The following is a 22,898-nucleotide window of genomic DNA, read 5'->3' on the forward strand; positions in this document are numbered from 1 at the left end:
TTAATTACGGTTACGGCTTACTTTGACTACATCCGGCATGATACGAATTTTACGCATAATGTTAGCCAGATGGACTCGGTCACGCGTAGTCAGGCGAATAAAGGCGCTGTATACCCGACCATCTTTTTCTTCAGTATTTAGGCTCTGAATATTAGATTCGGCCGCATTAATCGCTGCGGTCAGATTTGCCAAAGCACCTTGCTGGTTGAACATATCGACTTTAATTTCAGCAATAAACTCTTGCTCAGTCTCTTGATCCCATTCAACGGCCATAAATTTCTCGGGCTCTTTTTGGTAGCCCCGAATATTACGGCAAGATTCGTGATGAATAACCAAACCTTTGCCCGGGCTGATATGGGCGATGATTGGGTCACCCGGAATCGGGCGGCAGCACTTGGCAAAGGTGATCAGGACTCCGTCTGCACCTTTAATTGACAGATTACGGGTACCAGAAGTTGCTAGCGTGGAGGGGTCACCTAATAGGTTTTTAGCCACCACCACACTCATTGCATTACCCAAACCAATCTCCGCCAGCAAATCATCCAGCGTCGCCAACTTCATGCGATCCAATTCATGCTTGATATTTTCTTCAGAAATATCAGACAGTTTACGACCATTCCCTAAGGCATGATTTAGTAATCGGCGGCCAAGACTTACCGATTCATCACGTTTAAGGTTTTTCAGTAATTGACGAATTTTGGCGCGAGCTTTCGAGCTGACAACAAAATTCAGCCAGGCGGCATTAGGTCGTGCGCCCGGAGCGGTAATTATTTCAACAGTCTGGCCACTGCTCAATGACTGAGAAAGCGGATAGGGCTGGCGATCAACACGTGCGCCTACGCAGGCATGGCCAATATCGGTATGCACGGCATAAGCAAAATCGACAGGCGTTGCACCGGCAGGTAACTCAACAATTCGCCCTTCCGGGGTGAAAACGTAAATCTCATCAGGGAATAAATCAGATTTTACACTTTCAATAAATTCAAATGAGCTGCCCGCGCTTTGCTGTAATTCCAGCAAACTTTGCATCCAGCGCTGGGCACGGATCTGGGCGGTGGTGCCGGATTCACCTTGCTCTTTATAAGCCCAGTGTGCAGCAACCCCCATTTCGGCCATCTGATCCATATCTTCAGTACGGATTTGCACCTCAACCGGAACGCCATGAGGGCCGATTAATGAGGTATGCAACGATTGATAACCGTTAGCCTTAGGAATGGCAATATAGTCTTTTACCCTGCCAGGGCGGGGTTTGTACAGGCTGTGAGCTTGCCCCAATACGCGGTAACACGTATCGACTTCTTTAACGATAACCCGAAAAGCATAGATATCCATGATGGAGTGAAAACGCTGCTCTTTCAGGTTCATCTTGCAATAAATGGAATAGAGATGCTTTTCTCGACCACTGACGCGGCAAGGTATACCCGCCTCTGTCAGACGCCCTTCAATCTCCGCCAAGATTTTCTGAATCATCTCTTTGCGGTTACCACGCGCGGCTTTCACCACTTCTTTAATGACGCGGTAGCGATTGGGGTAGAGCGCTTCAAAACCCAGCTCTTCTAGCTCAGTTTTTAAATGATGGATCCCCAGCCGGTGGGCTAGTGGACTATATATTTCAAGAGTTTCGCGGGCAATACGGCGACGTTTATCCGGGCGTAAAGAACCCAGTGTTCGCATGTTATGGGTGCGGTCAGCCAGTTTGATCAAAATGACGCGAATATCTTGCACCATCGCCATGATCATTTTGCGGAAGTTTTCCGCCTGAGCTTCTTTTTTATCGCGGAAGTTTAATTTATCGAGTTTAGAAACACCCTCGACCAGCTCAGCTACGCTTTTCCCGAACAACTGCTCCATATCTTGATAAGTGGCAGGTGTATCTTCAATGACGTCATGCAACAGCGCTGCCATTAAGGTTTCGTAGTCGAGCCGCATCTCCGCGAGAATACAGGCCACAGCAACCGGATGAGTGATATAGGGCTCACCACTGGAGCGTGTCTGACCCTCGTGAGCATCACGCGCGACAAGATATGCCTGTTTGAGGCGCTTAATCTGCTCCTCTGGCAGGTAACGTTGAATCAGCAGATTCAGGCTTTCAAACAGGTACAAGGCAGACTCACTGTCTAATTAACGACGACCTTCAGCAATCGCGGTTACCGCTTGGATCTCTGCGGCTTCCTGCTCTTGTTGTTCTTGGCGTTCACGCACATCGAGAATCTGATTAGTAATCAGGCCTTCTTCGATTTCGCGCAGTGCAATCACAGTAACTTTATCGTTTTCTTCTGGAACCAGTGCGTCTTTACCGCCGGACTGGATTTGACGTGCCCGACGAGCAGCGACCAACACCAGGTCAAAACGGTTACCAATTTTCTCTACAGCGTCTTGAACAGTTACGCGTGCCATAATTCTGCTACTCCACAGGTGACGAAATGACTGGGCATGATACTGAAACTCTGTTCAGTCTGCCAATAATTTGGTGATTAAAGCGTCATGCCGCTGTTTCTGGCGGCCTAAACGCAGTCGTTCAGCACGAATAATGGTTTTCAGATCAGACAATGCCAGATTGAAATCATCATTCACGATTAAATAATCATATTCTGCGTAATGGGTCATTTCTGCGACAGCTTGCGCCATTCGCTTTGCAATAACCTCTTCGCTATCTTGCCCACGGCCGCGTAAACGGCGATCCAATTCTTCTTTGGATGGGGGCAAAATAAAAATACTGCGCGCGGTGGGCATTTTTGCGCGAATTTGCTGCGCGCCTTGCCAATCGATATCTAAAAACACATCGACGCCGGTTGCGAGAACCTGTTCAATTGCCAGACGTGAGGTGCCGTAGTAATTTTCAAAGACTTTGGCATGCTCAAGAAAAGCATCGTCATCAATCATCTGGCAAAACTCTTCCTTAGAAACAAAGAAGTAATGCTCGCCGTGATTCTCCCCAGGACGTTTAGCACGCGTAGTATGTGAAATAGAAACCTGCGTGTCGTACAAAGGTTGTGTTTTTAACAAAGCCTGAATCAGGCTTGATTTCCCTGCCCCACTGGGTGCGGAAACTATGTATAGCGTGCCTTGAACCATGATGACGTTTCAGTTGATTAGGTTGATATATAGAAAGCAGAAGTGTGAATCTCCGCACAGTATACACGGCTGCTAAGCGTGATGCAGCGTTACAACGCATTTCACCTCAATGTTTCGCCCATAAACAGCACGTTTTTATGATTTTGCGGGGAGCATTGCGTAATTTCAGCTTGTTGCAGCAAGTGTAAAAGTATTATTGGGTCATGTGCGCATTTAAATTTTTTCACCTTCGACGGATGAACGTTTTCAGGTTTTACTGCCAGCCATCAAAGCGAGGTACTGATGAATGTGCAAAAAACTGAAAATATTAAGCTTGCTGATTGTCGGTTTTATCAATTGGAATGCCATAGCGGAGCCTATTTGCCCTGAATGGTCAGGAGAAAGAATATCAGGTGAAATTAATTTATTGGAAAAGCAGCTGCGTCAGTGGGATGTAACTTATTACCAGCAGGGTATTAGCCTGCTTCCTGATGATATTTACGACCAATTGCAGAATAAATTGCATGGATGGCGGTCATGCCATGGGTTGCCCGATAGAACGAATAACATACTGATACCGGGTAAAGGGAAAACACCTCATCCTGTTGCTCATACGGGATTAAAAAAGCTTAAAAATGAAACTGCGCTCATTAATTGGATATCCGGGCGGAAAAATCTGTGGATACAACCCAAAATAGACGGCATTGCGGTCACACTAGTGTATCAGACTGGGAAATTGACCCAAGTTCTAAGCCGTGGAAATGGTTTGAAAGGCCAGAACTGGACGGATAAATCACCACTTATTTCTGCTATTCCACAATATATTGCCACCGCCCCACCTTTGTTAATCCTGCAAGGGGAGTTATTCCTACAAATGGAGGGCCATCAACAAGCAAAATCAGGAGGCGTTAATGCCAGAGCATCTGTTGCAGGTGCCCTGATGCGCAAATCTATATCTCCACTGCTAACCAAATTAGGTATTTTCATTTGGGCGTGGCCTGATGGGCCAAAAGATATGGCTGAGAAAAACAGGCTATTACAAGAAATGGGATTTCCTTTGACGGCTCTCTACAGTAAACCCATTACTTCAGCTAACGATGTTGTCCACTGGCGGAAGCTTTGGTTTCAAACGCCTCTGCCTTTTGTGACCGATGGCGTGGTTATTCGTCAAGAGGAAGAACCCTCAGCGCGGTATTGGCGATCAGTGCCAGGAAACTGGTCTGTGGCGTGGAAATATCCACCACCGCAGCAACTCACTGAAATTAAAGATATCCATTTCACAGTTGGGCGTACCGGGAAAATCACCGCTATTTTACAGGTTACACCGGTAAAGATTGATGATAAATGGATCCGCAGAGTCAATATTGGGTCTATTTCCCGTTGGAAACAATGGAATATTATACCCGGTGATCAAGTCATTATTACACTGGCGGGGCAAGGTATTCCACGGCTGGATGAGGTTATCTGGCGAGTGAGCCAGCGGCATGAGTTTACCCCGCCTGATGCGGATAAGTTTCATCAGCTAAGTTGTTTCCGCCGCTTACCTCTTGAGTGCGAACCTCAGTTTCTATCTCGCTTAGTATGGCTTAGTGGTGCTAATGGACTTGATATGCAGGGGGTAGGGGGTGGGTTGTGGCGAGATCTTATCCATTATGGGCTTATCAATGATTTAGTCGGCTGGTTATCACTGTCTGTTGAACAAATTGCGGCGGTTCCCGGTATTGGACAGGGGCGGGCAGAAAAGATTTATCAGCAATTTCAACGTGCCAGGCGGCAGCCTTTCTCTCAATGGCTACAGGCTTTGGGATTCCCGTTGGCTATACCTGTTGATTCTCCTTGGCGTTCTTTGCAGCAAAAGAGTATTGCCGAGTGGCGCTTAATATCAGGTATTGGATCGATACGGGCAACTCAGATTAATCATTTCTTACACCATCCAGAAGTACAAATCATGACTGATTTCTTGTCACAACAGGGGATTGCAGGGTTTCAGCCTAAAGAGTAGTGCCTTTATTTAACTTAATGTTCAGAATGCTCATATTTAAATACTGGTAGACCCAGTCGAAATCTCAATGCCAGCAATCGAGCACTTAGTCCAGTGACAAGTGTAATGATAACAACCCAGTTATGGGATAGTGGTGTGTATTGCAGCGCAATATAGATCCACGCGGCAGCAAATGAGATGCCAGCATAAATTTCTTTCTGAAATACCAATGGGATACAGTTACAGAACATATCGCGTAGGACACCACCAAAGACACCGGTAATTACCGCGGCAATAGCTGCAATGATAGTGCTATGACCCATATCGAGGGCTATTTGTGCGCCAATAATGGAAAATACAATGAGCCCAATAGCATCAAGTACTAAAAATAAATGGCGCAAATGCTTCATTAATGGAGCCATCCACGTTGTGACAATTGCAGCAACGGCGACAATCACAATATATTCAGGATGCTTAACCCAACCAAGTGGATAGTGGCCAAGCAGCATATCTCTGACAGAACCGCCACCGATGGCAGTTGCAGATGCAATGATAATAACGCCAAACATATCCATCTGACGGCGTCCCGCAGCCAGTGCTCCGGTCATGGCTTCAGCGGTGATACCAATAATATAAAGAACACTGAGTAGCATATTGAATTCAATTTCTTAAGGGCTGCGAGGGCCGCAGAGTAGTCATTAAACTAAGTTGTCGCGACTGAGATTTTCTAAGTCTTGGGTTTCAGATTAATTAATCTAATCATGATATTAATTAATACATTGATATTTATTCATAAAAAATGAAAGATACATTTATTAATCATTAATAATTCTATGGAAAAAATCGATAATCAAGATGATATAAGAGTACTAAATCTAGATTTGAGCACTATTCTGCCCGATTGCAGAGTGACTTATCGAATGGTAGTTTTTATCTCTATTTTATCTTTTCTTCAGTGGGATTATGGGTATGTGTCTTAAGTCGCTCCAATATCGGGTCGGGCTCTTAGCTGGTATGACTGCTATCGGAATATTACTAAGCGGTTGTATTGATAGAACAAGCCAGGCAAATACAGCAACGGTAAAGGTTTCAGTTCCCGGCTGTATTAAAGGTGAGTTGATGACACAAACAACTCTCTATTTTGGCTTGAATCGTCCTCATGGGGCTGCTATTTCACCCACTGAATGGCAGTCTTTTGTTGATAATGATGTGACCAGCCGCTTTAAAGATGGCCTGACAGTTATTGATGCTAAAGGGCAATGGCTAGGAAATGATGGCAATGTAGCTAAAGAAAACAGTAAGGCATTGATGCTTATTCATAAAGATGACAAAGAAGCTGCCATTGAATCTTTGCGTTCCCGTTATAAACAGCAGTTTGCACAAGAGTCTGTTATGCGAGTAGATGCTCCTGTATGTGTTGATTTTTAAAGGCTAATATCGCACCTTAGTTTTGGCCTTTTATCTCTCTTACAAGAGGTAAAAGGCCAGTAATATCATTGACTTTATGTGGCTTATATTTTCTTACAAGACAAGTCCGGCAATAGCGGCTGAAAGTAAACTGACTAAAGTTGAACCATATACCAATTTTAATCCGAATCGTGAAACCACATTGCCCTGTTGCTCATTCAGCCCTTTAATAGCACCCGCTACAATCCCAATTGAAGCAAAATTAGCAAATGAGACTAAAAAGACAGAGAGAATACCCAAACCTCGCGGAGACATTTCAGCAGCAACTTTTTTCAACTCAATCATGGCCACGAATTCATTTGCTACTAGTTTGGTTGCCATAATACTTCCTGCATGCAAAGCATCTTGAGCAGGTATGCCAATCAGTAGAGCCAATGGATAAAATAGATATCCCAGTACACCTTGAAAGCTGATGTGGAATAAAGTATTAAATAAAGCATTAATAGCTGAGATTATTGCAATAAACCCTATTAACATCGCGGCTATAATCATCGCAATTTTAAATCCAGCCAGAATATACTCTCCGAGCATTTCAAAAAAACTTTGGTCTTCATGAAGTTTATTAAGCTTCAACTCCGGCTCTTCTGTGACGGGGTAAGGGTTAATAATCGAAAGTACAATAAAAGTACTAAACATATTCAGTATTAGTGCTGTTACAACAAACTTTGGATCAAGCATGGTCATATAAGCACTGACAATTGACATAGAGACTGTCGACATTGCGGTGGCTGCCATGGTGTACATTCTGCGCGGTGATATATCAGCTATAATGCCTTTGTAAGCAATGAAATTCTCTGATTGCCCTAGAATCAATGTACTCACAGCATTAAAAGACTCTAGTTTACCCATGCCATTTACTTTGGATAGTAGGGTACCGACAATCTGTATGATGAGCGGTAATATACGGAAATGCTGTAAAATACCAATCAATGCGGACACGAAAATGATTGGGCAAAGAACGTTCAGAAATATAAATGCCAAACCTTGTTCATTCATCTCACCAAAAACAAAACTTGTGCCTATTGAGGCAAATTTCATCAAAGATTCGAATAATCCAGCAAAATATTTAATTGCACCTAATCCACTGTCCGAGTGTAAAAAGAAATAAGCTAGCGCAATCTCTATAAGCAGTAACTGAAAAATATAACGAAGTTTGATATTTTTACGGTCATGACTAGCCAGTAAAGCCAAGACCGTAATAGCAATCAATGCCAAAAGAAAGTGCAGAATCTGCAGCATAAGAAATCCGTCAGGGATAAAAATTCAGTCAGTATTTTATCCATATCAGAAGATTTTTTTCATCTGAAATTCGATCCCCTTGAGAGTATATATTCTACAAAGCCTTTAATTACGCTTTAAACATGCCAGCCATTTAAATTTTTCCTGCTTTACTCATCATTTATCTATTGGGTGACTCACTATTTATCTGCCAGCTTAAGTTGCCGTTATCAAGGCAAATGTAGCACTTCCTCAAGAAGGATTAGGCGATCGACCTGTGTTTAACTCACTCATTGGATGGAATATGAATATGATTAATCTGCCTAGCTGCCGCTCTTTTACTGAAGCCGGCCATTTATCTCAAATATCGGCTTATTACGAAGAAGGACGTAATACTTTATGGATGCTACTGCGCGCTCATCCTCGTCCCTGCTTTAACCTAGAGCTAATCGAAAATATTATGACCTTAGCCCAAGCCGCTAAAGAGTCAAAATTACCTATAGATTTTTGGGTCACAGGTTCAGTAGTCCCCAATATGTTTAATGTAGGAGGAGATTTAAACTTTTTCGCCCAAACAATCAGAAATCATAAACGGGAAGCACTGATGGCTTATGCTCGAGCTTGCGTTGATTGTGTTCATGCGGCTTCTCGTGGGTTTGATACTGGCGCTATCTCTATTGCAATGATTGAAGGCAGTGCATTAGGGGGGGGATTTGAGGCGGCATTAGCTCATCATTTTGTGTTGGCACAAACGACAGCCAGAATGGGTTTTCCGGAGATTGCATTTAATTTATTTCCTGGCATGGGGGGATATTCACTGGTTGCCAGAAAAGCGGGGATGCGGGTGGCAGAACAATTGATTTGGACTGGCGAATCTCATGCTGCGGAATGGTATGAGAGTCGAGGTCTAGTCGATAAGTTATTTCAGCCTGGGGATGCTTATCTCGCGACGCGGACATTTATAGACACTATCAGGCCTAAGCTTAATGGTATGAGGGCAATGATTCGAGTTCGCCAGCGTGTTTTACAATTAACACGTTCAGAGTTAATGGATATTACAGAAGACTGGGTTGATTCTGCATTTTCTATTGAACTGAAAGATATCGCTTATATTGAACGGCTGGTTATGTTGCAAGACAGACATACTTCGGCCATACCAAAGGCAATATAGTTTTGCACCTAATCCAGTAAAAGGTGAGGGTGTTGCGTCACCAACCAATGCTCCAGTTCATCTGCGGGCATTGGTTTGGCGTAAAGAAAACCCTGTTTCTCATCAATGCCAATAGAATCCAGAAACTCTTCTTCCTCTTTAGTCTCTACTCCTTCAGCAATCACCTGCATGTTAAGTGCCTCGGCAACAACAATAATGGCTCGCACCAAGGATTGTGAAATAGGATTAGTATCAATATGGCGGACAAAACTTTGATCCAGTTTAATGGCATCAATGGGGATACGCGCTAACTGGGAAAGTGAAGAGTAACCCGTACCAAAATCATCTAAATGAACTTGAGCACCTAAGTGCCGTAGCTGTTTTATTATATTAATGGCGGCATCTTCATTATCAATTAAGCAACTCTCAGTTAATTCGACGTCCACTAAACTGGACTCCAGTTCACTGGCTTCAAGAGATTCAATAAAACTGGTAACGATAGCTTCATCAATCAATTGCCGGGCAGAAACGTTTACTGCAATTCGTAGATTAATCCCAAGCTTTTTCCAATCCACGGCTTGTTGCATCGATGTTTGCAGTACCCATTTACCCAATGGCCTGATAAGCCCTGATTCTTCTGCATATGAGATAAACTCCAGAGGCGCAATTAAACCTCGTTCAGGTGATAGCCATCTGACGAGGGCTTCGACACTGTGCACCTTTCCGGTTTTAGTGGATATTTTGGGTTGGTAAAAGACTTGTAATTGATGCTGTTCTAAACCTTTACGTAAATTGGTATCGAGCCAAACATATTCTGATACTTTTTTATTCATTTGCTGCGAGAAGATGGAATAGGTTTGTTTTCCATGTTCTTTCGCCGTGTACATGGCTGTATCTGCACTGCGTATAATATTTTCCAGTGTGTCACCATGTTCTGGACATAGCGCAATACCAATTGAACAGCCGGTATATACCTCGATTAACCCAACTCGGAATGGCAATTTCATTCGGTTGAGGATTCGTTGCGTCGTCGTTTCAAGTAAATCCATGGTGGCGTTTTCAACGAGAATAATAAACTCATCACCACCTAGCCGGGCAAGCATTTCGTCATCACTCAAACAACTTAAAATAGCAAGTGAGACATCTTTTAGTAATCGGTCACCAAACATATGACCATAATGGTCATTCACTTTTTTGAAGTTATCGAGATCGAGATAAATAATCCCCACAGAGGTCTCACCGCGGGTTTGGATTGCACTGTTAATGCGCTCATGAATTGCATGGCGGTTAGGTAAACCAGTAATCATATCAGTATTGGCTAAAATCCTAAGACGCTCTTGGGCACGCCGCTCTTTGGTAATATCCGTACCAGAACAGATAAGATAGCGTTCGTTTTTCCCACTGCCACTATGAACAAATTTATTACGAAACAAAAAGAGACGTTTTCCCTTGACGGTATTTACCCAACGCTCTACTTCATAAGATGCGCCACGCTGAAAAAATCCCTCAATATTTTTCCGTGAAGATGCCCCTTCCTTGGCTGTCATAAACAAGTCGTAGACATTTTTACCAATAACATCCTGCTCTTTCTTGCCAGTATATTCTTCGCTAAGGTGGTTAAAACGTTGCACATAGCCATCTTTATCGAGAATAACAATAACTGAGTTGGCTTCAGAGACGACTTGTTCTGCAAAGGAAAGACCCATCACCAAATCACGAGCGACAGATTCTGTATCAGAATAGGCTGAGGCTGTGCCTCCCCACTCCTTGTCATTAATTTTACGGCCGACAAGATGTAAATGAAGAGGATGACCATAAATCTCAATTTCAATATCTAAACTGGCGGTAATACCAGTTAAGCTCCGGATTTTCATTGTTTGAACAGAATTGAGAGGTATTGCAATATTTGTTGTCTCTTTAATTGCAGATAACTCTAAAGCTTGGCTATCAAAAGCAAGCCGCCAAAAGGGGCTATTAGTACCAAAATAGGTATTAAGGATCGATGTGTCTTGGTTTTCGAACATATGCGACCCCCTAAAAGTGTATATGTGTCTTTTACTTACCTTAACCAGAAATTTAGCGACCCTATCTCTGGCTTTTCCAGTCATCTTGGCTTCTGGAGCATGACTCTTCAGCGAGCACTCAACAAATAAAGTATATGTGTAATTTATTCATACTAGATCGTAGATAGTAGCGATAATCATATTAAATGCTTTTTCTGCTTTCAGGTTGTGATGAAAGTTAAGCATGAAAAAAATAAAAGGCACTGTTTTTATATCGTTATGCTCATTTAGGTAAAATCCTAAAGTGATAAAGGAAAGATGAGAAACAGTTTACTGGGGCATGGAATGGGGAATAAGTGTGGTTTTTAACTAGTTACTGATGAAAGTATGCCAGTGATAAGCAATCTGGGCATTCTATTTGGGGGCGATCACGATTATCCCAAAGCCAATCCCGAGACTCATGCTGCCGCCATCGGTGATAGCGGCAATCTATTGGTGGTCATCTGCCGGCTATTTAAAGTTTAGTACCATGCCCACGCCGACCTCTTCTACATTAACCAAACTGGCTAGCGCTATTTTGGCTTTTAGATCGGTACAATGGCAGGGATATATAGCTTGTGCATTGAGCTGCTTGAAATAATCTGATGTCTTGGTGAGGATGGAAGCTTCTGCATTTAATAGATGAAACCCACCAATAACAGCTAGGACGCGTTTATCGCCAGTGACTTTAATCGCATAATCAATAATATTGCAGACCCCAGAGTGGGAACAACCAGTAATGATGACGATACCTTCAGCGCTGGTATAAACAATTGCGCTGTCATCTATGACAAAATCGTCAACTTCATGACCGCAACAATTAATAGTTTTTCCTATAGGATGCAGTCCTTCAAAATCGTTACTACGTTCTATCTCGCCTAAAAAAAGCAAATTATCAGTAATGTAATAAACACCTGACTGATTAATCCGTTTGAAAAAGGTGGGATAGCTATCTGCCGGTAAATTAGCACCTATTGATTTATCTTCATGGTATTTAGGGATAAAAGCGTTGGGGTGAGCTACAAGATTTATTTTGTTCACACTATGGTGATTTATCCGGTCTAGATGTTGAGCGAGATGAGATAATCCCCAGCTATGGTCGTTATGACCGTGGGAGATAATTACACCATCGATATCGCTAATATCAATGCCCAAGATTGCCGCGTTACGTAGAAAAACATCAGAATATCCGGTATCAAAAAGAAACGTTTTTCCATCAATTTTAAGGTGATAACAAACACCAGGTTCGGCTGTCAGGTATTTATCTATTAGGGTATTGTTATCAACCAGTACAGTTAACTGCATGTCCATTTCCTTATTTATTCACATTATTCCGATCTCACCTCTGAAATTGTTGGAAGTAATCGGCAACGGGTTCTATGTGTTCAACATACTTTAGGTGGCGAGAGAAAAACAACGAATGTCCCACGTTGTCTGACATCGAGTGCGGTTTTGTAAAAACCGGCCGCTCAGAATTGGATGATGGGGGAGACCTTTCTCTGATTTATTTGGCACATGCAGAGTAATAAAAACCCGGATTTCTCCGGGTTCAGGCAAAACTTATGAATAAATATAATTACTCGATATTCTGGATTTGTTCGCGCATTTGTTCGATAAGCACTTTCAACTCAATGGCCGAATTAGTGACTTCGGCATTGATTGATTTTGATGCCAGCGTATTCGACTCGCGGTTAAATTCCTGCATCATAAAATCAAGGCGGCGACCAACAGCCTCTTTCTTTTTCAGAATATTGTGCGTTTCTTTGACGTGCGCTTCCAAACGATCCAGCTCTTCCGCCACATCAACACGCTGTGCCATCAGCACCAATTCCTGCTCCAGACGCGTATTTTCCAACTGAACCTGTGCTTCTTCCAGCTTGCTCAGCAACCGCTCACGTTGCCACTGCAAGATGTTTGGCATATGCGCTCGGACTTTAACCACTTCCGCGCTAACACCATCAAGCCGCTGTTCAATAAGGGTTTTCAGCGCCGCACCTTCGGTTTCGCGCGAAATGATAAAGTCATCTAGCACAATATCCAGTGCCTGCATCAGCTCGGTGCTGATAGTGTCCAAATCCTGTTCTTCAGCAGCCATGACTCCAGGCCAGCGCAGAATATCGACCGGATTGATTTCACCTTCATCACTCTGCATCTTGACCCAGTTACCGGCTTCAACTAATTGTTTTGCCAGTTTTTCATTAAGGATCAAAGAACTTTGTGCGCTAGCATCCAGTTCGAAACGCAAGTTGCACTCAATTTTGCCACGCGTTAAGCGGCCGCGGATGCGTTCACGGATAACTGGCTCCAGACTGCGGAACTGTTCTGGTAAGCGAATATAAGTTTCTAAGTAGCGTTGGTTAACGGAACGCAGCTCCCAGGCTGCGCTGCCCCATTCACCCTTAATGTCACGCCGGGCGTAGGCGGTCATGCTGCGGATCATTGTTGCGTACCCGTTTTAAAGAAAAGATGTAGGGATTATAGCCTCCGAGGCGCAGGCAGGATAGGCATTACATCACTAAGGCCGTATAATGCGCGACCAATATCGATTTAAAGCCGGAGAAAGCCCATGCGTCCAGCAGACCGAGCAGCACAACAAGTCCGCCCATTGACCCTGACCCGTAATTACACGAAACACGCTGAAGGTTCCGTGTTGGTTGAGTTTGGCGATACCAAAGTATTGTGCACCGCCACGGTTGAAGAGGGTGTTCCGCGTTTTCTGAAAGGCCAAGGCCAGGGCTGGATAACCGCTGAATATGGCATGTTGCCGCGTTCGACTCACAGCCGTAATGCGCGCGAAGCCGCAAAAGGTAAACAAGGTGGTCGTACTTTAGAAATTCAACGCCTGATTGCTCGTTCTTTACGTGCGGCAGTGGATTTGAAGAAGCTGGGTGAATTCACTATCACTTTAGACTGCGATGTATTGCAGGCCGATGGCGGCACCCGTACAGCTTCAATCAGTGGCGCTTGTGTGGCATTGGCTGATGCGCTGAATAAGTTGGTGGTTAGCGGCAAATTAAAGGCGAACCCGATGAAAGGGCTGGTCGCGGCAGTTTCTGTTGGTATCGTTAAAGGCGAAGCCCTTTGCGACCTGGAATACGTAGAGGATTCTGCGGCAGAAACGGATATGAATGTGGTTATGATGGAAGATGGCCGGATGATTGAGGTGCAAGGCACCGCAGAAGGTGAACCGTTTAGCCATGAAGAGTTACTGGCGTTGTTGGATCTCGCCCGGGGAGGAATAGAGGCTATCTTCCAGGCGCAGAAAGCGGCGTTGGAGCAATAATTGATTTAGGCGACTTGCTAGTCGCCTTTTTTTTGCCTGAAAATCAAGGAGTCACGCCTGTATAGTGGTAGTGAGTCAGGTTTGTGGTGTATCAAATTAATAAACCCAGTGATTAACGAAAGCGGTCACAATCTGGAGAGGAGAAGTACCAATGAAAGCCTATCAGCGTGAGTTTATCGAGTTTGCGCTTAACAAGCAGGTGTTGAAGTTTGGCGAATTTACCCTAAAGTCTGGGCGGATTAGCCCCTATTTCTTTAATGCAGGATTGTTTAATACTGGGCTTGATCTGGCAAAACTCGGGCGCTTTTATGCTGCGGCATTGATGGATTGTGGCGTGGAATTCGATCTTTTATTCGGGCCGGCATATAAAGGCATCCCTATTGCGACCACCACCGCTGTCGCATTGGCAGAGCACCACGAGCGCGATGTGCCTTACTGTTTTAACCGTAAAGAAGCAAAAGACCACGGCGAGGGCGGTAGCTTGGTCGGGAGCGCATTACAAGGCCGAGTCATGCTGGTGGATGATGTTATAACTGCTGGTACTGCGATTCGTGAATCAATGGAAATTATCAATGCACAGGGCGCTACTTTGGCTGGCGTGATGATTTCATTAGACCGCCAAGAGCGTGGCCGTGGTGAGATTTCAGCGATTCAGGAAGTTGAACGTGATTATCACTGCAAAGTGATTGCTATTGTGACGCTCAATGATGTCATCAGTTATTTGGAAGAGAAACCGGAAATGGCCGATCATTTGGCAGCAGTACGCCACTATCGCGAACAGTACGGCGTTTAAGATTTTCTAAATCTAGAATACAAAAAAGGGCCATAAGGCCCTTTTTATATCATTCAAAACTCAACTTAAATTGAGTTTACTGGAGTTGAGCCACAATCAGAGGCCAGCGAGCATCAAACTCTTGCGTCGGACGATAGCGGAATTCTGAACGAACAAAGCGCGAGAGCATCCCTTCACAAAATGCCAGTAACTGCGTTGCCAGTAGGGCTTCATCATGGATAAAACCTTGTCCATCACGCAGTTTTTTCTCGCGTAGAACTTGACGCAATTGCACTTCGATTCGTTCAAACAACTGGTTAATTCGCCCTTGCAAGCGGTCTTGCTCGAACATCAGTGCATGCCCAGTCATAATGCGAGTTAGCCCAGGATTGCGCTCTGCAAATCCTAATACCAGCAGCAGGATAAGCCGGAGGCGATTAAACGTCTCTTTTTCATCTTGCAGAATCAAATTAATGCGGGACATCAGACTGTCTTCAATAAACTCGATCAGGCTATCAAACATCCGCGTTTTACTGGGGAAATGACGATAAAGCGCTGCTTCCGAAACCCCCACATTTGCGGCGAGTTTGGCGGTAGTAATGCGTTGGCTGCCATCGCTGGATTCCAGCATCTGTGCTAAAGCCTGCAAAATTTCCTCGCGCCTATTCCTTTTCGTATTTTCTTTTTCTGCCATGTCCGAGTAGACCCTTGCTAAAAATGACTTAATAACAAACCCCAAATACCGGCCGCACTGAGGCTAGGCCCCGGCGGCTTATGTGATAGCTTTTTTACGGTATAGAGGTCTAGGGTAGGTTATTGGCGCCCAGAATGACCAAAACCACCGGTACCACGTTCACTAAGATCAAAGTCTTCAACCAGATTGAATTCTGCTTGTACCACAGGAACAAATACCATTTGTGCAATACGTTCGCCTGGCTCGATAGTAAAAGGTTGTTGACCACGGTTCCAAACAGAGACCATCAACTGACCTTGATAATCAGAGTCAATCAGCCCAACCAAGTTACCCAATACCACGCCATGTTTATGCCCAAGCCCTGATCGCGGCAAAATAACAGCAGCCAGTGCGCTATCGCCGATATGTATTGCCAAGCCCGTAGGTAACAAGGTTGTTTGCCCTGGCTGTAAATCCACGGCTTCACTTAGACAGGCTCGTAAATCCAAGCCGGCCGAACCTTCTGTAGCATAAGTTGGTAAAGGAAATTCATTGCCAACACGTGGGTCCAGAATTTTAATGTCGATTTTTTTCATCATAACGGCTGACAATCTCGTCTATTAAACGCTGACTGAGGATGTGCTTATCGCTGAGCGGTAAACGTTTCTCGCCAGTCGGCCAAAAAAGGTGCAAGGCATTAGTATCACTGTTAAAACCATGCTCTGCGAGCGATACATCATTAGCGCAAATAAGATCCAGATTCTTTCGCGCCAGTTTTTGTCGCGCGTATTCTTCCACATTCTGGGTTTCGGCAGCAAATCCAACAACAAATGGACGTTTTTTCGCCATCGAAGCAACCCCAGCAACAATATCCGGATTTTTCACCAACTTAAGCGTAATTTCATCGCCCTGTTTTTTTATTTTCTCGTCAGAAACTTGCTCGGCGCGGTAATCCGCTACTGCAGCACAAGAAATAAAAATATTCTGCTGGGCAGCTAAGTTTTGAACTGCTTGCTGCATCTCCAGCGCACTGACAACATCAATACGATTCACTCCCGCAGGCGTTGGGAGCGTTACTGGCCCGGCAACCAGAGTCACTTTTGCCCCTCTGGCTGCGGCTGCTTGGGCAATAGCGAAGCCCATCTTGCCCGAACTTTGATTACTGATAAAGCGCACTGGATCAAGTGCCTCACGCGTTGGCCCCGCAGTAATCATGACACTCAAATGTTGCAGGTCTTGTTTCGCAGAGAAATGATCCTGAGCCAATGTGACAATTTCCAGCGGGTCCAGCATTCTGCCAGGGCCAACATCACCACAGGCCTGACTACCACTGTCTGGCCCCCACAATAGCACTCCACGATTGGCGAGCGTCTGTAGGTTTACTTGAGTGGCCGCAGCACGGTACATCTGCTGATTCATGGCGGGCACGGCTGCAATAGGTGCTGCGGTTGCCAGACAAACCGTGGTCAGCAAGTCATTTGCCATACCCGCCGCTACTCTGGCCAGTAAATCTGCTGTTGCTGGGGCCATAATGACTAAATCAGCCCATTTACCCAGTTCAATATGACCCATAGCCGCTTCGGCAGCAGGATCGAGTAAATCATCAGAGACGGGATAGCCCGAAACTGCCTGTAACGTGAGCGGTGTAATGAATGCTTTGGCGGCGTTGGTCATCACCACGCGTACCTCTGCGCCTCTGTCGCGCAAGCGGCGTACCAGCTCAGGAGATTTATACGCGGCGATACCCCCGCTAATTCCGAGCACAATATGTTTGCCGGAAAGTCCCGTCATCATGATTGTCCAAATGAAAGCCGTAAGAGGCGATATTTTAGCATAACCGCTGGCTAGATTAGCTATCAGGGCATTTCATGATGCTATCAATCATCAAATTTGCGAGGCGTTGCGCATGCTGCTAACCGTGGTATGGCAGCTCACAAAACCTTCTGCCATGCTGCTCGGGCTGTTCAGGGATAAACAGGAGCCAGGGAATGGATGAATGGTATGGGGCTATGGCGCCAAGAGAAAAATTGCTTAAATACGGTGCTGCTGTACTGACTGATGCTGAGTTGCTCGCTATTTTTCTACGTACGGGTATTCCGGGCATGCATGTAATGAAAATGGCTGAATACCTGATAGATGAGTTCGGCTCGCTTCATGGGCTTATCTCTGCCGATTATCAGGCGTTATGTGCAAAAAAAGGGATTGGTGTTTCGAAATATAGCCAGATTCAGGCCATCTCAGAACTGGCGTGCCGTTGTTTTTCATCTCATCTGATGCGGGAAAGTGTCCTGCTTAATGCCGATATCACCCAAAGATTTCTACAAAACATTCTTTCTCATCGTGAACGAGAGGTTTTTTTAGTGATGTTTTTAGATAACCAGCATCGTGTTATTCGCCATGAGGAGATGTTTACTGGTACCATCAGCAGCGTTGAGGTCCATCCGAGGGAAATTGTGCGTGAAGCGCTGAAGGTTAATGCCGCCGCGCTGATTCTGGCGCATAATCACCCGTCGGGTAAGGCTGAACCGAGCCAAGCCGACCGTTTGATGACTACGCAGGTGATAAAAGCCTGTTCATTATTGGATATTCGGGTGCTCGATCATTTGGTGGTTGGACGGGGTGAATGTGTCTCATTTGCCGAGCGCGGATGGCTTTAGTGAAATAATAATTGATCCTTTCGGGATCTTTAGCTGTTCGGGACTTGAGCACTTACGCTTCAGAGCGTATACTACGCCACCTTTGAGAATCTTGGGTTTGGCGTGAAGAGCCTATCTCAGCAGGTTTATAGCCTGGTGACAGGGGTTTCTGACCTGATGACAGTGAGTCTTCTCAGTGAATTTGCTGAGATGGGCTCTAAAGCCTGACGAGGCGGCCAAATCCTATACGAAGCTCGAGCTGATTTGATTTTTGGAGAATAGACATGTCCCGAGTCTGCCAAGTTACTGGCAAGCGCCCGGTGAGCGGTAACAACCGTTCCCACGCAATGAACGCGACCAAACGCCGTTTTCTGCCGAACCTTCACTCTCACCGTTTTTGGGTTGAGGGCGAGAAGCGCTTTGTAACTCTGCGTGTATCTGCTAAAGGTATGCGTGTTATTGATAAGAAGGGTATCGAAACGGTCTTGGCCGAAATTCGTGCCCGCGGTGAGAAGTATTAAGGAACTGAATCATGGCTAAAGGTGTTCGCGAGAAGATCAAGCTGGTTTCTTCTGCTGGTACTGGTCACTTCTATACCACTACGAAGAACAAGCGTACTAAGCCGGAAAAATTGGAACTGAAGAAATTCGATCCAGTTGTCCGTCAACACGTGATCTACAAAGAAGCTAAAATTAAATAATTTTAATTTTGGTGGATTAAGAAAACCCGGCCTCGGCCGGGTTTTTTATTATATAAAGCCCAGTGAGATACGTTTAGGGAGGTTGCATGCCTGAATTACCAGAAGTTGAAACCAGCCGACGCGGGATCGAGCCTTATCTTGTCGGCCAGAAAATCCTGTATGCCGTGGTTAGGAATGCCCGCTTGCGCTGGCCAGTGTCCGATGAAATCCTCGCGCTCAGTGACCAGCCGGTGTTAAGTGTTCAACGCCGGGCTAAATACTTATTGATAGAACTGAAAACCGGTTGGATTATCGTACATCTTGGGATGTCAGGTAGTCTGCGTATTTTGTCAGAAGAAACTGAAGCGGAAAAACATGATCACGTCGATTTGGTGATCAGTAATGGCAAAATACTGCGTTATACCGACCCACGCCGCTTTGGTGCTTGGTTATGGGCGAAAGACCTTGAAACCAGTAGTGTACTTGCGCATTTAGGGCCAGAGCCGCTGAGTGATGAGTTTACTCCGGAATATCTGTTTGAGAAGTCACGTAACAAACGTACCGTAATTAAACAGTGGCTGATGGATAACAAAGTGGTGGTTGGGGTTGGCAACATTTATGCCAGTGAATCGCTATTCACGGCGGGTATTCTACCTGAACGCGCTGCCGGTTCATTAACCGAAACCGAGATAACACAGCTGGTGGCAACAATCAAAGCCGTGCTATTACACTCTATTGAGCAGGGTGGCACCACATTGCGCGATTTTTTACAGTCGGATGGTAAGCCGGGTTATTTTGCACAAGAATTGCAGGTATACGGGCGGGCAGGCGAGTTATGCCGCCGTTGTGGGAATGTGATTGAAATTGCAAAACATGGGCAGCGCAGCACGTTTTTTTGCCGCCACTGCCAGCATTAATCTATTTAGCCAGCTTATTCATCAACGCCGCAGTGACAGGGGCAGGAAGGAATGGCGTGATATCACCACCATGGCGTGCCACTTCCTTCACCAATGAAGAAGAGATAAACGACCATTTTTCTGATGGCATCAGAAAGACACTTTCCAGCTTTGGCATTAGATGGCGATTCATATTCGCTAATTGCCATTCATATTCAAAATCTGAAACTGAACGTAAACCCCGCACTAAAATATTCGCATTGTTCTTTTTGGCAAATTCCGCCATAAGTTCACTGAATCCTAATACTTCAACATTCTTCAGTGGCGCAGTCACTTGCTTTGCTAATGCTACCCGTTCGGCCAGGGTAAACATCGGTTTCTTGCTGGAACTATCGGCAATAGCCAAAATAACATGGCTAAACATTTCTGAGGCACGGGTGACTAAGTCCAAATGCCCATTGGTAATAGGATCAAATGTCCCCGGATAGATGGCTTTAGTAGTCATGATTTCTCACTCTTCTGATATTGATGGCTCAATGCCCACAGAGCGGCATATTTATTAAAGGTATATTGTGCGTTTACGACCGCCAACAATAGCCCTTGTTTACCATCGAGGAAACCGGCACGTAATAACCATGTCTTACAGAATGCCCCGAGAGTATGGCTGAGAATCGAGAAATAACTGCAACGTTTACCTTGCTGATGGCGCTGATTTGCCCAAGCTTGGGCATAATTAAGCTGTTTTCGTTGAAAGGCAAAAAAGTCACGACAGGTTAGATGCAGTAAGTCGCCGGACAGCGGGATAACTTTAGCAGAGCCACTATCAAGTGATTCATGAACCAAATCATCGTTGTAACGATATTGATCGCGTGGATATAGACGGGAAACTCTATCGGGATACCAGCCGCTATGACGCATGAAACGGCCTAAAAACAGGTTCCGCCGCGCACAGCTATAAACTGCGCCTTCTTCAGGAGCCAATAACACGGCTTCAATCGCACTTTTAAGTTCTGGTGTTACACGTTCATCAGCATCCAGCATCAAAATATAATCACCAGTGGCATATTGCTGGGCTAATTGCCGCTGTTTGCCGTAGCCGGGCCATTCTGTGTTGCTGTACACTTTTGCGCCATGCTGCTCGGCCAGAGCAACGGTTTCATCTTCACTACCTGAATCCAATACTACGATTTCATCAGCCCAGTTAACTGACGCCAGGCAATCTGTCAGTAGGGAGGCTTCATTCTTGACTATCATCACCACTGACAGGCGTTTTGGGGCACTCATTTAGTGGCTCCGTTGCGGTAGATAAGGCTCCAGCAAGTGCAATAATCGTTGCAGTGCGCCCTGATTTTCATGCAATACATCAACCGCATGGCGGCCATAATAGAGGCGGCAATCTTCATCTGTCAGCAACTGGGTGATTTCTTTCACCAGCGACGAGGTATCGGTCACTGTAATCAACCCTTCAGCTTGTTCCAGCTTGGCACAAATATCTTTGAAGTTAAATGTATGTGGCCCCATCAGCACAGGGATAGCATGAGCCGCCGCCTCCAGTGGATTATGACCACCGCGCTCAACCAGGCTACCACCAACAAAGGCTAAATCGGCAATGCCATATAGCAACATCAGCTCACCCATGGTGTCGCCGATCACAACTTGTGTACTGCTCGACGGAACCTCGCCTTTGCTGCGTAAGGTGTAGCTCAGCCCAACTTTTTGTGTTAATTCAATCGCTTTCGGGAAGCGTTCTGGATGGCGTGGTACCAGAATCAGCAACAATGTTGGGAAATGTTGTAATAATTGGCGATGAGCTTCCAGCAAAATAGTTTCTTCGCCGTCATGGGTGCTGGTTGCTATCCAGACTGGCCGATGTGGCGCCCATTGACGGCGTAATGTCACGGCTCTGGCGGCTAATTCAGGTGTAACAGAAATATCAAATTTCAAGCTGCCCGTGACGGTCAGTTGTGAACGTCTGAGACCCAATTCAATGAAACGGTCGCCATCTTCTTGATTTTGCGCAGCAATCAGTGTGATCCGTTGCAACATATTACGGATAAAACTACCGATTTTTTTATAGCCAGCAGCTGAGCGGGCCGAAAGGCGTGCATTGGCAATGACTAAGGGGATTTTGCGACGATGCAATGCATTGATTAGGTTTGGCCACAGTTCAGTTTCCATGATAATGACCAGTTTGGGATTCACCTGATCAAGAAAACGGTTTACTGAGCCGGGAAGGTCATAGGGCAGATAAACATGATGAACATCTTTGCCAAAAGCGGATTGGACGCGCTCAGAACCGGTGGGCGTCATGGTGGTCACGGTAATGGGCAATGATGGGTAGCGGTGGCGTAGTGCTCTGACTAATGGGATAGCGGCCAGTGTTTCACCGACTGAAACTGAATGCAGCATGATACCGCCGGCAACAACTTTACCGGCACAAAAACCATAGCGTTCCCCCCAGCGCTTGCGATAAGCGGGGGCTTTACGGCTACGTAACAGCAACCGTAGCCAAATCAGAGGTTGAATAAGGTAGAGTAATACCTGATATAAACGCAGTAACATTCTATCAATTTCATTTATATGGATTATTAAGAATAATACCATATTTGAGCAAGAAAGGCTCTTTTCCACAGGGGTTGCCCGATAACCCGAGTAAGCTCAGGTTATTCATAAAAAAGAATATAAATTTTCAACAAATAGCAGGGATAAAAATGATTTTTCCGGTTTAATGATGAGAATGATTTTCATTACCTAGGGCCGTAATGAATCATGTAGATGTTGATATCATAAGCTTATCCAATAGTGATATTTTTAGCTGATAATATTTTGTTATTTAGTGGTTTATCGTATGTTTATCTAATTTCAGTTTTATGGGTAATGTATTGAATCATTAATTAGATACTCAGAGAAACCGATAGGCAGTTATTAGCGGAAAGTGAATTAACAGACTCTCTTAATAACGCAGGTTACATATTAATAATGCTTAACTATTTTGATGCCGAAAACAATAGACTCTGATAATTATCAAAGTCTATTGTTATTACACA

23 protein-coding genes are annotated in these 22,898 nt (G+C 45.0%); 9 read left to right on the forward strand and 14 right to left on the reverse strand.

Features of this window, described 5'->3' with window-relative positions:
- The 3 genes from spoT to gmk are packed head-to-tail and all read right to left on the reverse strand — an operon-like array spanning nt 1 to nt 3,075.
- Nucleotides 1–2,103 carry a bifunctional GTP diphosphokinase/guanosine-3',5'-bis pyrophosphate 3'-pyrophosphohydrolase gene (gene spoT / locus F0T03_RS00230; protein WP_129195299.1) on the reverse strand — a complete coding sequence of 701 codons (2,103 nt, stop codon included), beginning with the start codon at nt 2,101–2,103 and terminating at the stop codon, nt 1–3.
- An 18-nt stretch (nt 2,104–2,121) separates the two neighbouring features.
- Nucleotides 2,122–2,397 carry a DNA-directed RNA polymerase subunit omega gene (gene rpoZ, locus F0T03_RS00235; protein WP_004392061.1) on the reverse strand — a complete coding sequence of 92 codons (276 nt, stop codon included), beginning with the start codon at nt 2,395–2,397 and terminating at the stop codon, nt 2,122–2,124.
- A 54-nt stretch (nt 2,398–2,451) separates the two neighbouring features.
- Nucleotides 2,452–3,075, reverse strand: coding sequence for a guanylate kinase (gene gmk, locus F0T03_RS00240; RefSeq protein ID WP_004704191.1), 624 nt, complete (start codon nt 3,073–3,075; stop codon nt 2,452–2,454).
- Nucleotides 3,076–3,361: 286 nt separating this feature from the next.
- Between gmk and ligB the strand changes: the two genes are divergently transcribed.
- Nucleotides 3,362–5,056, forward strand: coding sequence for an NAD-dependent DNA ligase LigB (ligB, locus tag F0T03_RS00245; RefSeq protein WP_159677014.1), 1,695 nt, complete (start codon nt 3,362–3,364; stop codon nt 5,054–5,056).
- A gap of 14 nt (nt 5,057–5,070) precedes the next feature.
- Here the strand turns inward: ligB and F0T03_RS00250 are convergent, their stop codons facing one another.
- Nucleotides 5,071–5,688: a trimeric intracellular cation channel family protein gene (locus F0T03_RS00250; RefSeq protein WP_005165881.1), complete on the reverse strand. Its 618-nt coding sequence runs from the start codon at nt 5,686–5,688 to the stop codon at nt 5,071–5,073.
- Between the two features lie 361 nt (nt 5,689–6,049).
- Here F0T03_RS00250 and F0T03_RS00255 point away from each other — a divergent pair, with 361 nt between their 5' ends.
- A complete protein-coding gene (locus tag F0T03_RS00255) occupies nt 6,050–6,463 on the forward strand; it encodes a DUF3574 domain-containing protein (RefSeq protein ID WP_374757563.1) in 414 nt (137 codons plus the stop codon).
- 93 nt (nt 6,464–6,556) lie between these two features.
- On the opposite strand, the gene F0T03_RS00260 is transcribed toward F0T03_RS00255, so the two are convergent.
- Nucleotides 6,557–7,741 carry a NupC/NupG family nucleoside CNT transporter gene (locus F0T03_RS00260; RefSeq protein ID WP_159677015.1) on the reverse strand — a complete coding sequence of 395 codons (1,185 nt, stop codon included), beginning with the start codon at nt 7,739–7,741 and terminating at the stop codon, nt 6,557–6,559.
- Between the two features lie 283 nt (nt 7,742–8,024).
- On the opposite strand from F0T03_RS00260, the gene F0T03_RS00265 reads away from it, so the two are divergent.
- Nucleotides 8,025–8,891 carry a crotonase/enoyl-CoA hydratase family protein gene (locus tag F0T03_RS00265; protein ID WP_162526845.1) on the forward strand — a complete coding sequence of 289 codons (867 nt, stop codon included), beginning with the start codon at nt 8,025–8,027 and terminating at the stop codon, nt 8,889–8,891.
- Nucleotides 8,892–8,899: 8 nt separating this feature from the next.
- Here the strand turns inward: F0T03_RS00265 and pdeR are convergent, their stop codons facing one another.
- The 3 genes from pdeR to F0T03_RS00280 form a co-directional block, all read right to left on the reverse strand.
- Nucleotides 8,900–10,894, reverse strand: a complete 1,995-nt coding sequence (pdeR, locus tag F0T03_RS00270; protein WP_159677016.1) for a cyclic di-GMP phosphodiesterase — start codon at nt 10,892–10,894, stop codon at nt 8,900–8,902.
- A gap of 489 nt (nt 10,895–11,383) precedes the next feature.
- The gene (locus tag F0T03_RS00275) at nt 11,384–12,217 is read right to left on the reverse strand and encodes an MBL fold metallo-hydrolase (RefSeq protein WP_159677017.1); all 834 of its coding nucleotides are present in this window, start codon (nt 12,215–12,217) and stop codon (nt 11,384–11,386) included.
- Nucleotides 12,218–12,488: 271 nt separating this feature from the next.
- Nucleotides 12,489–13,352 (reverse strand): YicC/YloC family endoribonuclease, encoded by an 864-nt coding sequence (locus F0T03_RS00280; protein WP_159677018.1) that lies wholly within the window; start codon nt 13,350–13,352, stop codon nt 12,489–12,491.
- A 126-nt stretch (nt 13,353–13,478) separates the two neighbouring features.
- On the opposite strand from F0T03_RS00280, the gene rph reads away from it, so the two are divergent.
- Nucleotides 13,479–14,195: a ribonuclease PH gene (gene rph / locus F0T03_RS00285; protein WP_159677019.1), complete on the forward strand. Its 717-nt coding sequence runs from the start codon at nt 13,479–13,481 to the stop codon at nt 14,193–14,195.
- A gap of 151 nt (nt 14,196–14,346) precedes the next feature.
- Nucleotides 14,347–14,988, forward strand: a complete 642-nt coding sequence (gene pyrE / locus F0T03_RS00290) for an orotate phosphoribosyltransferase (RefSeq protein ID WP_145555224.1) — start codon at nt 14,347–14,349, stop codon at nt 14,986–14,988.
- A 76-nt stretch (nt 14,989–15,064) separates the two neighbouring features.
- Here pyrE and slmA read toward each other — a convergent pair whose 3' ends face one another.
- From slmA to coaBC, 3 genes are all read right to left on the reverse strand, one after another.
- Complete coding sequence (gene slmA / locus F0T03_RS00295; RefSeq protein ID WP_004714376.1) at nt 15,065–15,661, reverse strand: nucleoid occlusion factor SlmA; 597 nt, start codon at nt 15,659–15,661, stop codon at nt 15,065–15,067.
- A 119-nt stretch (nt 15,662–15,780) separates the two neighbouring features.
- Nucleotides 15,781–16,239: a dUTP diphosphatase gene (gene dut, locus F0T03_RS00300; RefSeq protein ID WP_162526846.1), complete on the reverse strand. Its 459-nt coding sequence runs from the start codon at nt 16,237–16,239 to the stop codon at nt 15,781–15,783.
- On the reverse strand, nt 16,217–17,434 hold the full coding sequence (gene coaBC / locus F0T03_RS00305; RefSeq protein ID WP_162526847.1) for a bifunctional phosphopantothenoylcysteine decarboxylase/phosphopantothenate--cysteine ligase CoaBC: 1,218 nt from the start codon (nt 17,432–17,434) through the stop codon (nt 16,217–16,219). Before coaBC ends, dut begins: the two co-directional genes overlap by 23 nt.
- Before the next feature lie 194 nt (nt 17,435–17,628).
- Here coaBC and radC point away from each other — a divergent pair, with 194 nt between their 5' ends.
- The 4 genes from radC to mutM all read left to right on the forward strand — a co-directional run bounded on the left by radC (nt 17,629) and on the right by mutM (nt 19,872).
- A complete protein-coding gene (radC, locus tag F0T03_RS00310; RefSeq protein WP_145555225.1) occupies nt 17,629–18,297 on the forward strand; it encodes a RadC family protein in 669 nt (222 codons plus the stop codon).
- A gap of 263 nt (nt 18,298–18,560) precedes the next feature.
- Nucleotides 18,561–18,797, forward strand: a complete 237-nt coding sequence (gene rpmB / locus F0T03_RS00315; protein WP_005164747.1) for a 50S ribosomal protein L28 — start codon at nt 18,561–18,563, stop codon at nt 18,795–18,797.
- A gap of 11 nt (nt 18,798–18,808) precedes the next feature.
- The gene (rpmG, locus tag F0T03_RS00320) at nt 18,809–18,976 is read left to right on the forward strand and encodes a 50S ribosomal protein L33 (protein WP_004392084.1); all 168 of its coding nucleotides are present in this window, start codon (nt 18,809–18,811) and stop codon (nt 18,974–18,976) included.
- Nucleotides 18,977–19,062: 86 nt separating this feature from the next.
- A complete protein-coding gene (gene mutM / locus F0T03_RS00325; RefSeq protein ID WP_145555226.1) occupies nt 19,063–19,872 on the forward strand; it encodes a bifunctional DNA-formamidopyrimidine glycosylase/DNA-(apurinic or apyrimidinic site) lyase in 810 nt (269 codons plus the stop codon).
- A 1-nt stretch (nt 19,873) separates the two neighbouring features.
- Here mutM and coaD read toward each other — a convergent pair whose 3' ends face one another.
- From coaD to waaA, 3 genes are read right to left on the reverse strand one after another with little or no spacing between them, the layout of a single operon-like run.
- Nucleotides 19,874–20,356, reverse strand: coding sequence for a pantetheine-phosphate adenylyltransferase (gene coaD, locus F0T03_RS00330; protein ID WP_145555227.1), 483 nt, complete (start codon nt 20,354–20,356; stop codon nt 19,874–19,876).
- Entirely contained in the window at nt 20,353–21,135 is a 783-nt protein-coding gene (locus tag F0T03_RS00335) for a glycosyltransferase family 2 protein (protein WP_159677020.1), read from the reverse strand. Before F0T03_RS00335 ends, coaD begins: the two co-directional genes overlap by 4 nt.
- Entirely contained in the window at nt 21,136–22,413 is a 1,278-nt protein-coding gene (waaA, locus tag F0T03_RS00340; RefSeq protein WP_145555229.1) for a lipid IV(A) 3-deoxy-D-manno-octulosonic acid transferase, read from the reverse strand.
- Nucleotides 22,414–22,898: the final 485 nt, after the last annotated feature.

Origin of the sequence: Yersinia canariae (assembly GCF_009831415.1) — a bacterium.
GTDB lineage: Bacteria > Pseudomonadota > Gammaproteobacteria > Enterobacterales > Enterobacteriaceae > Yersinia > Yersinia canariae.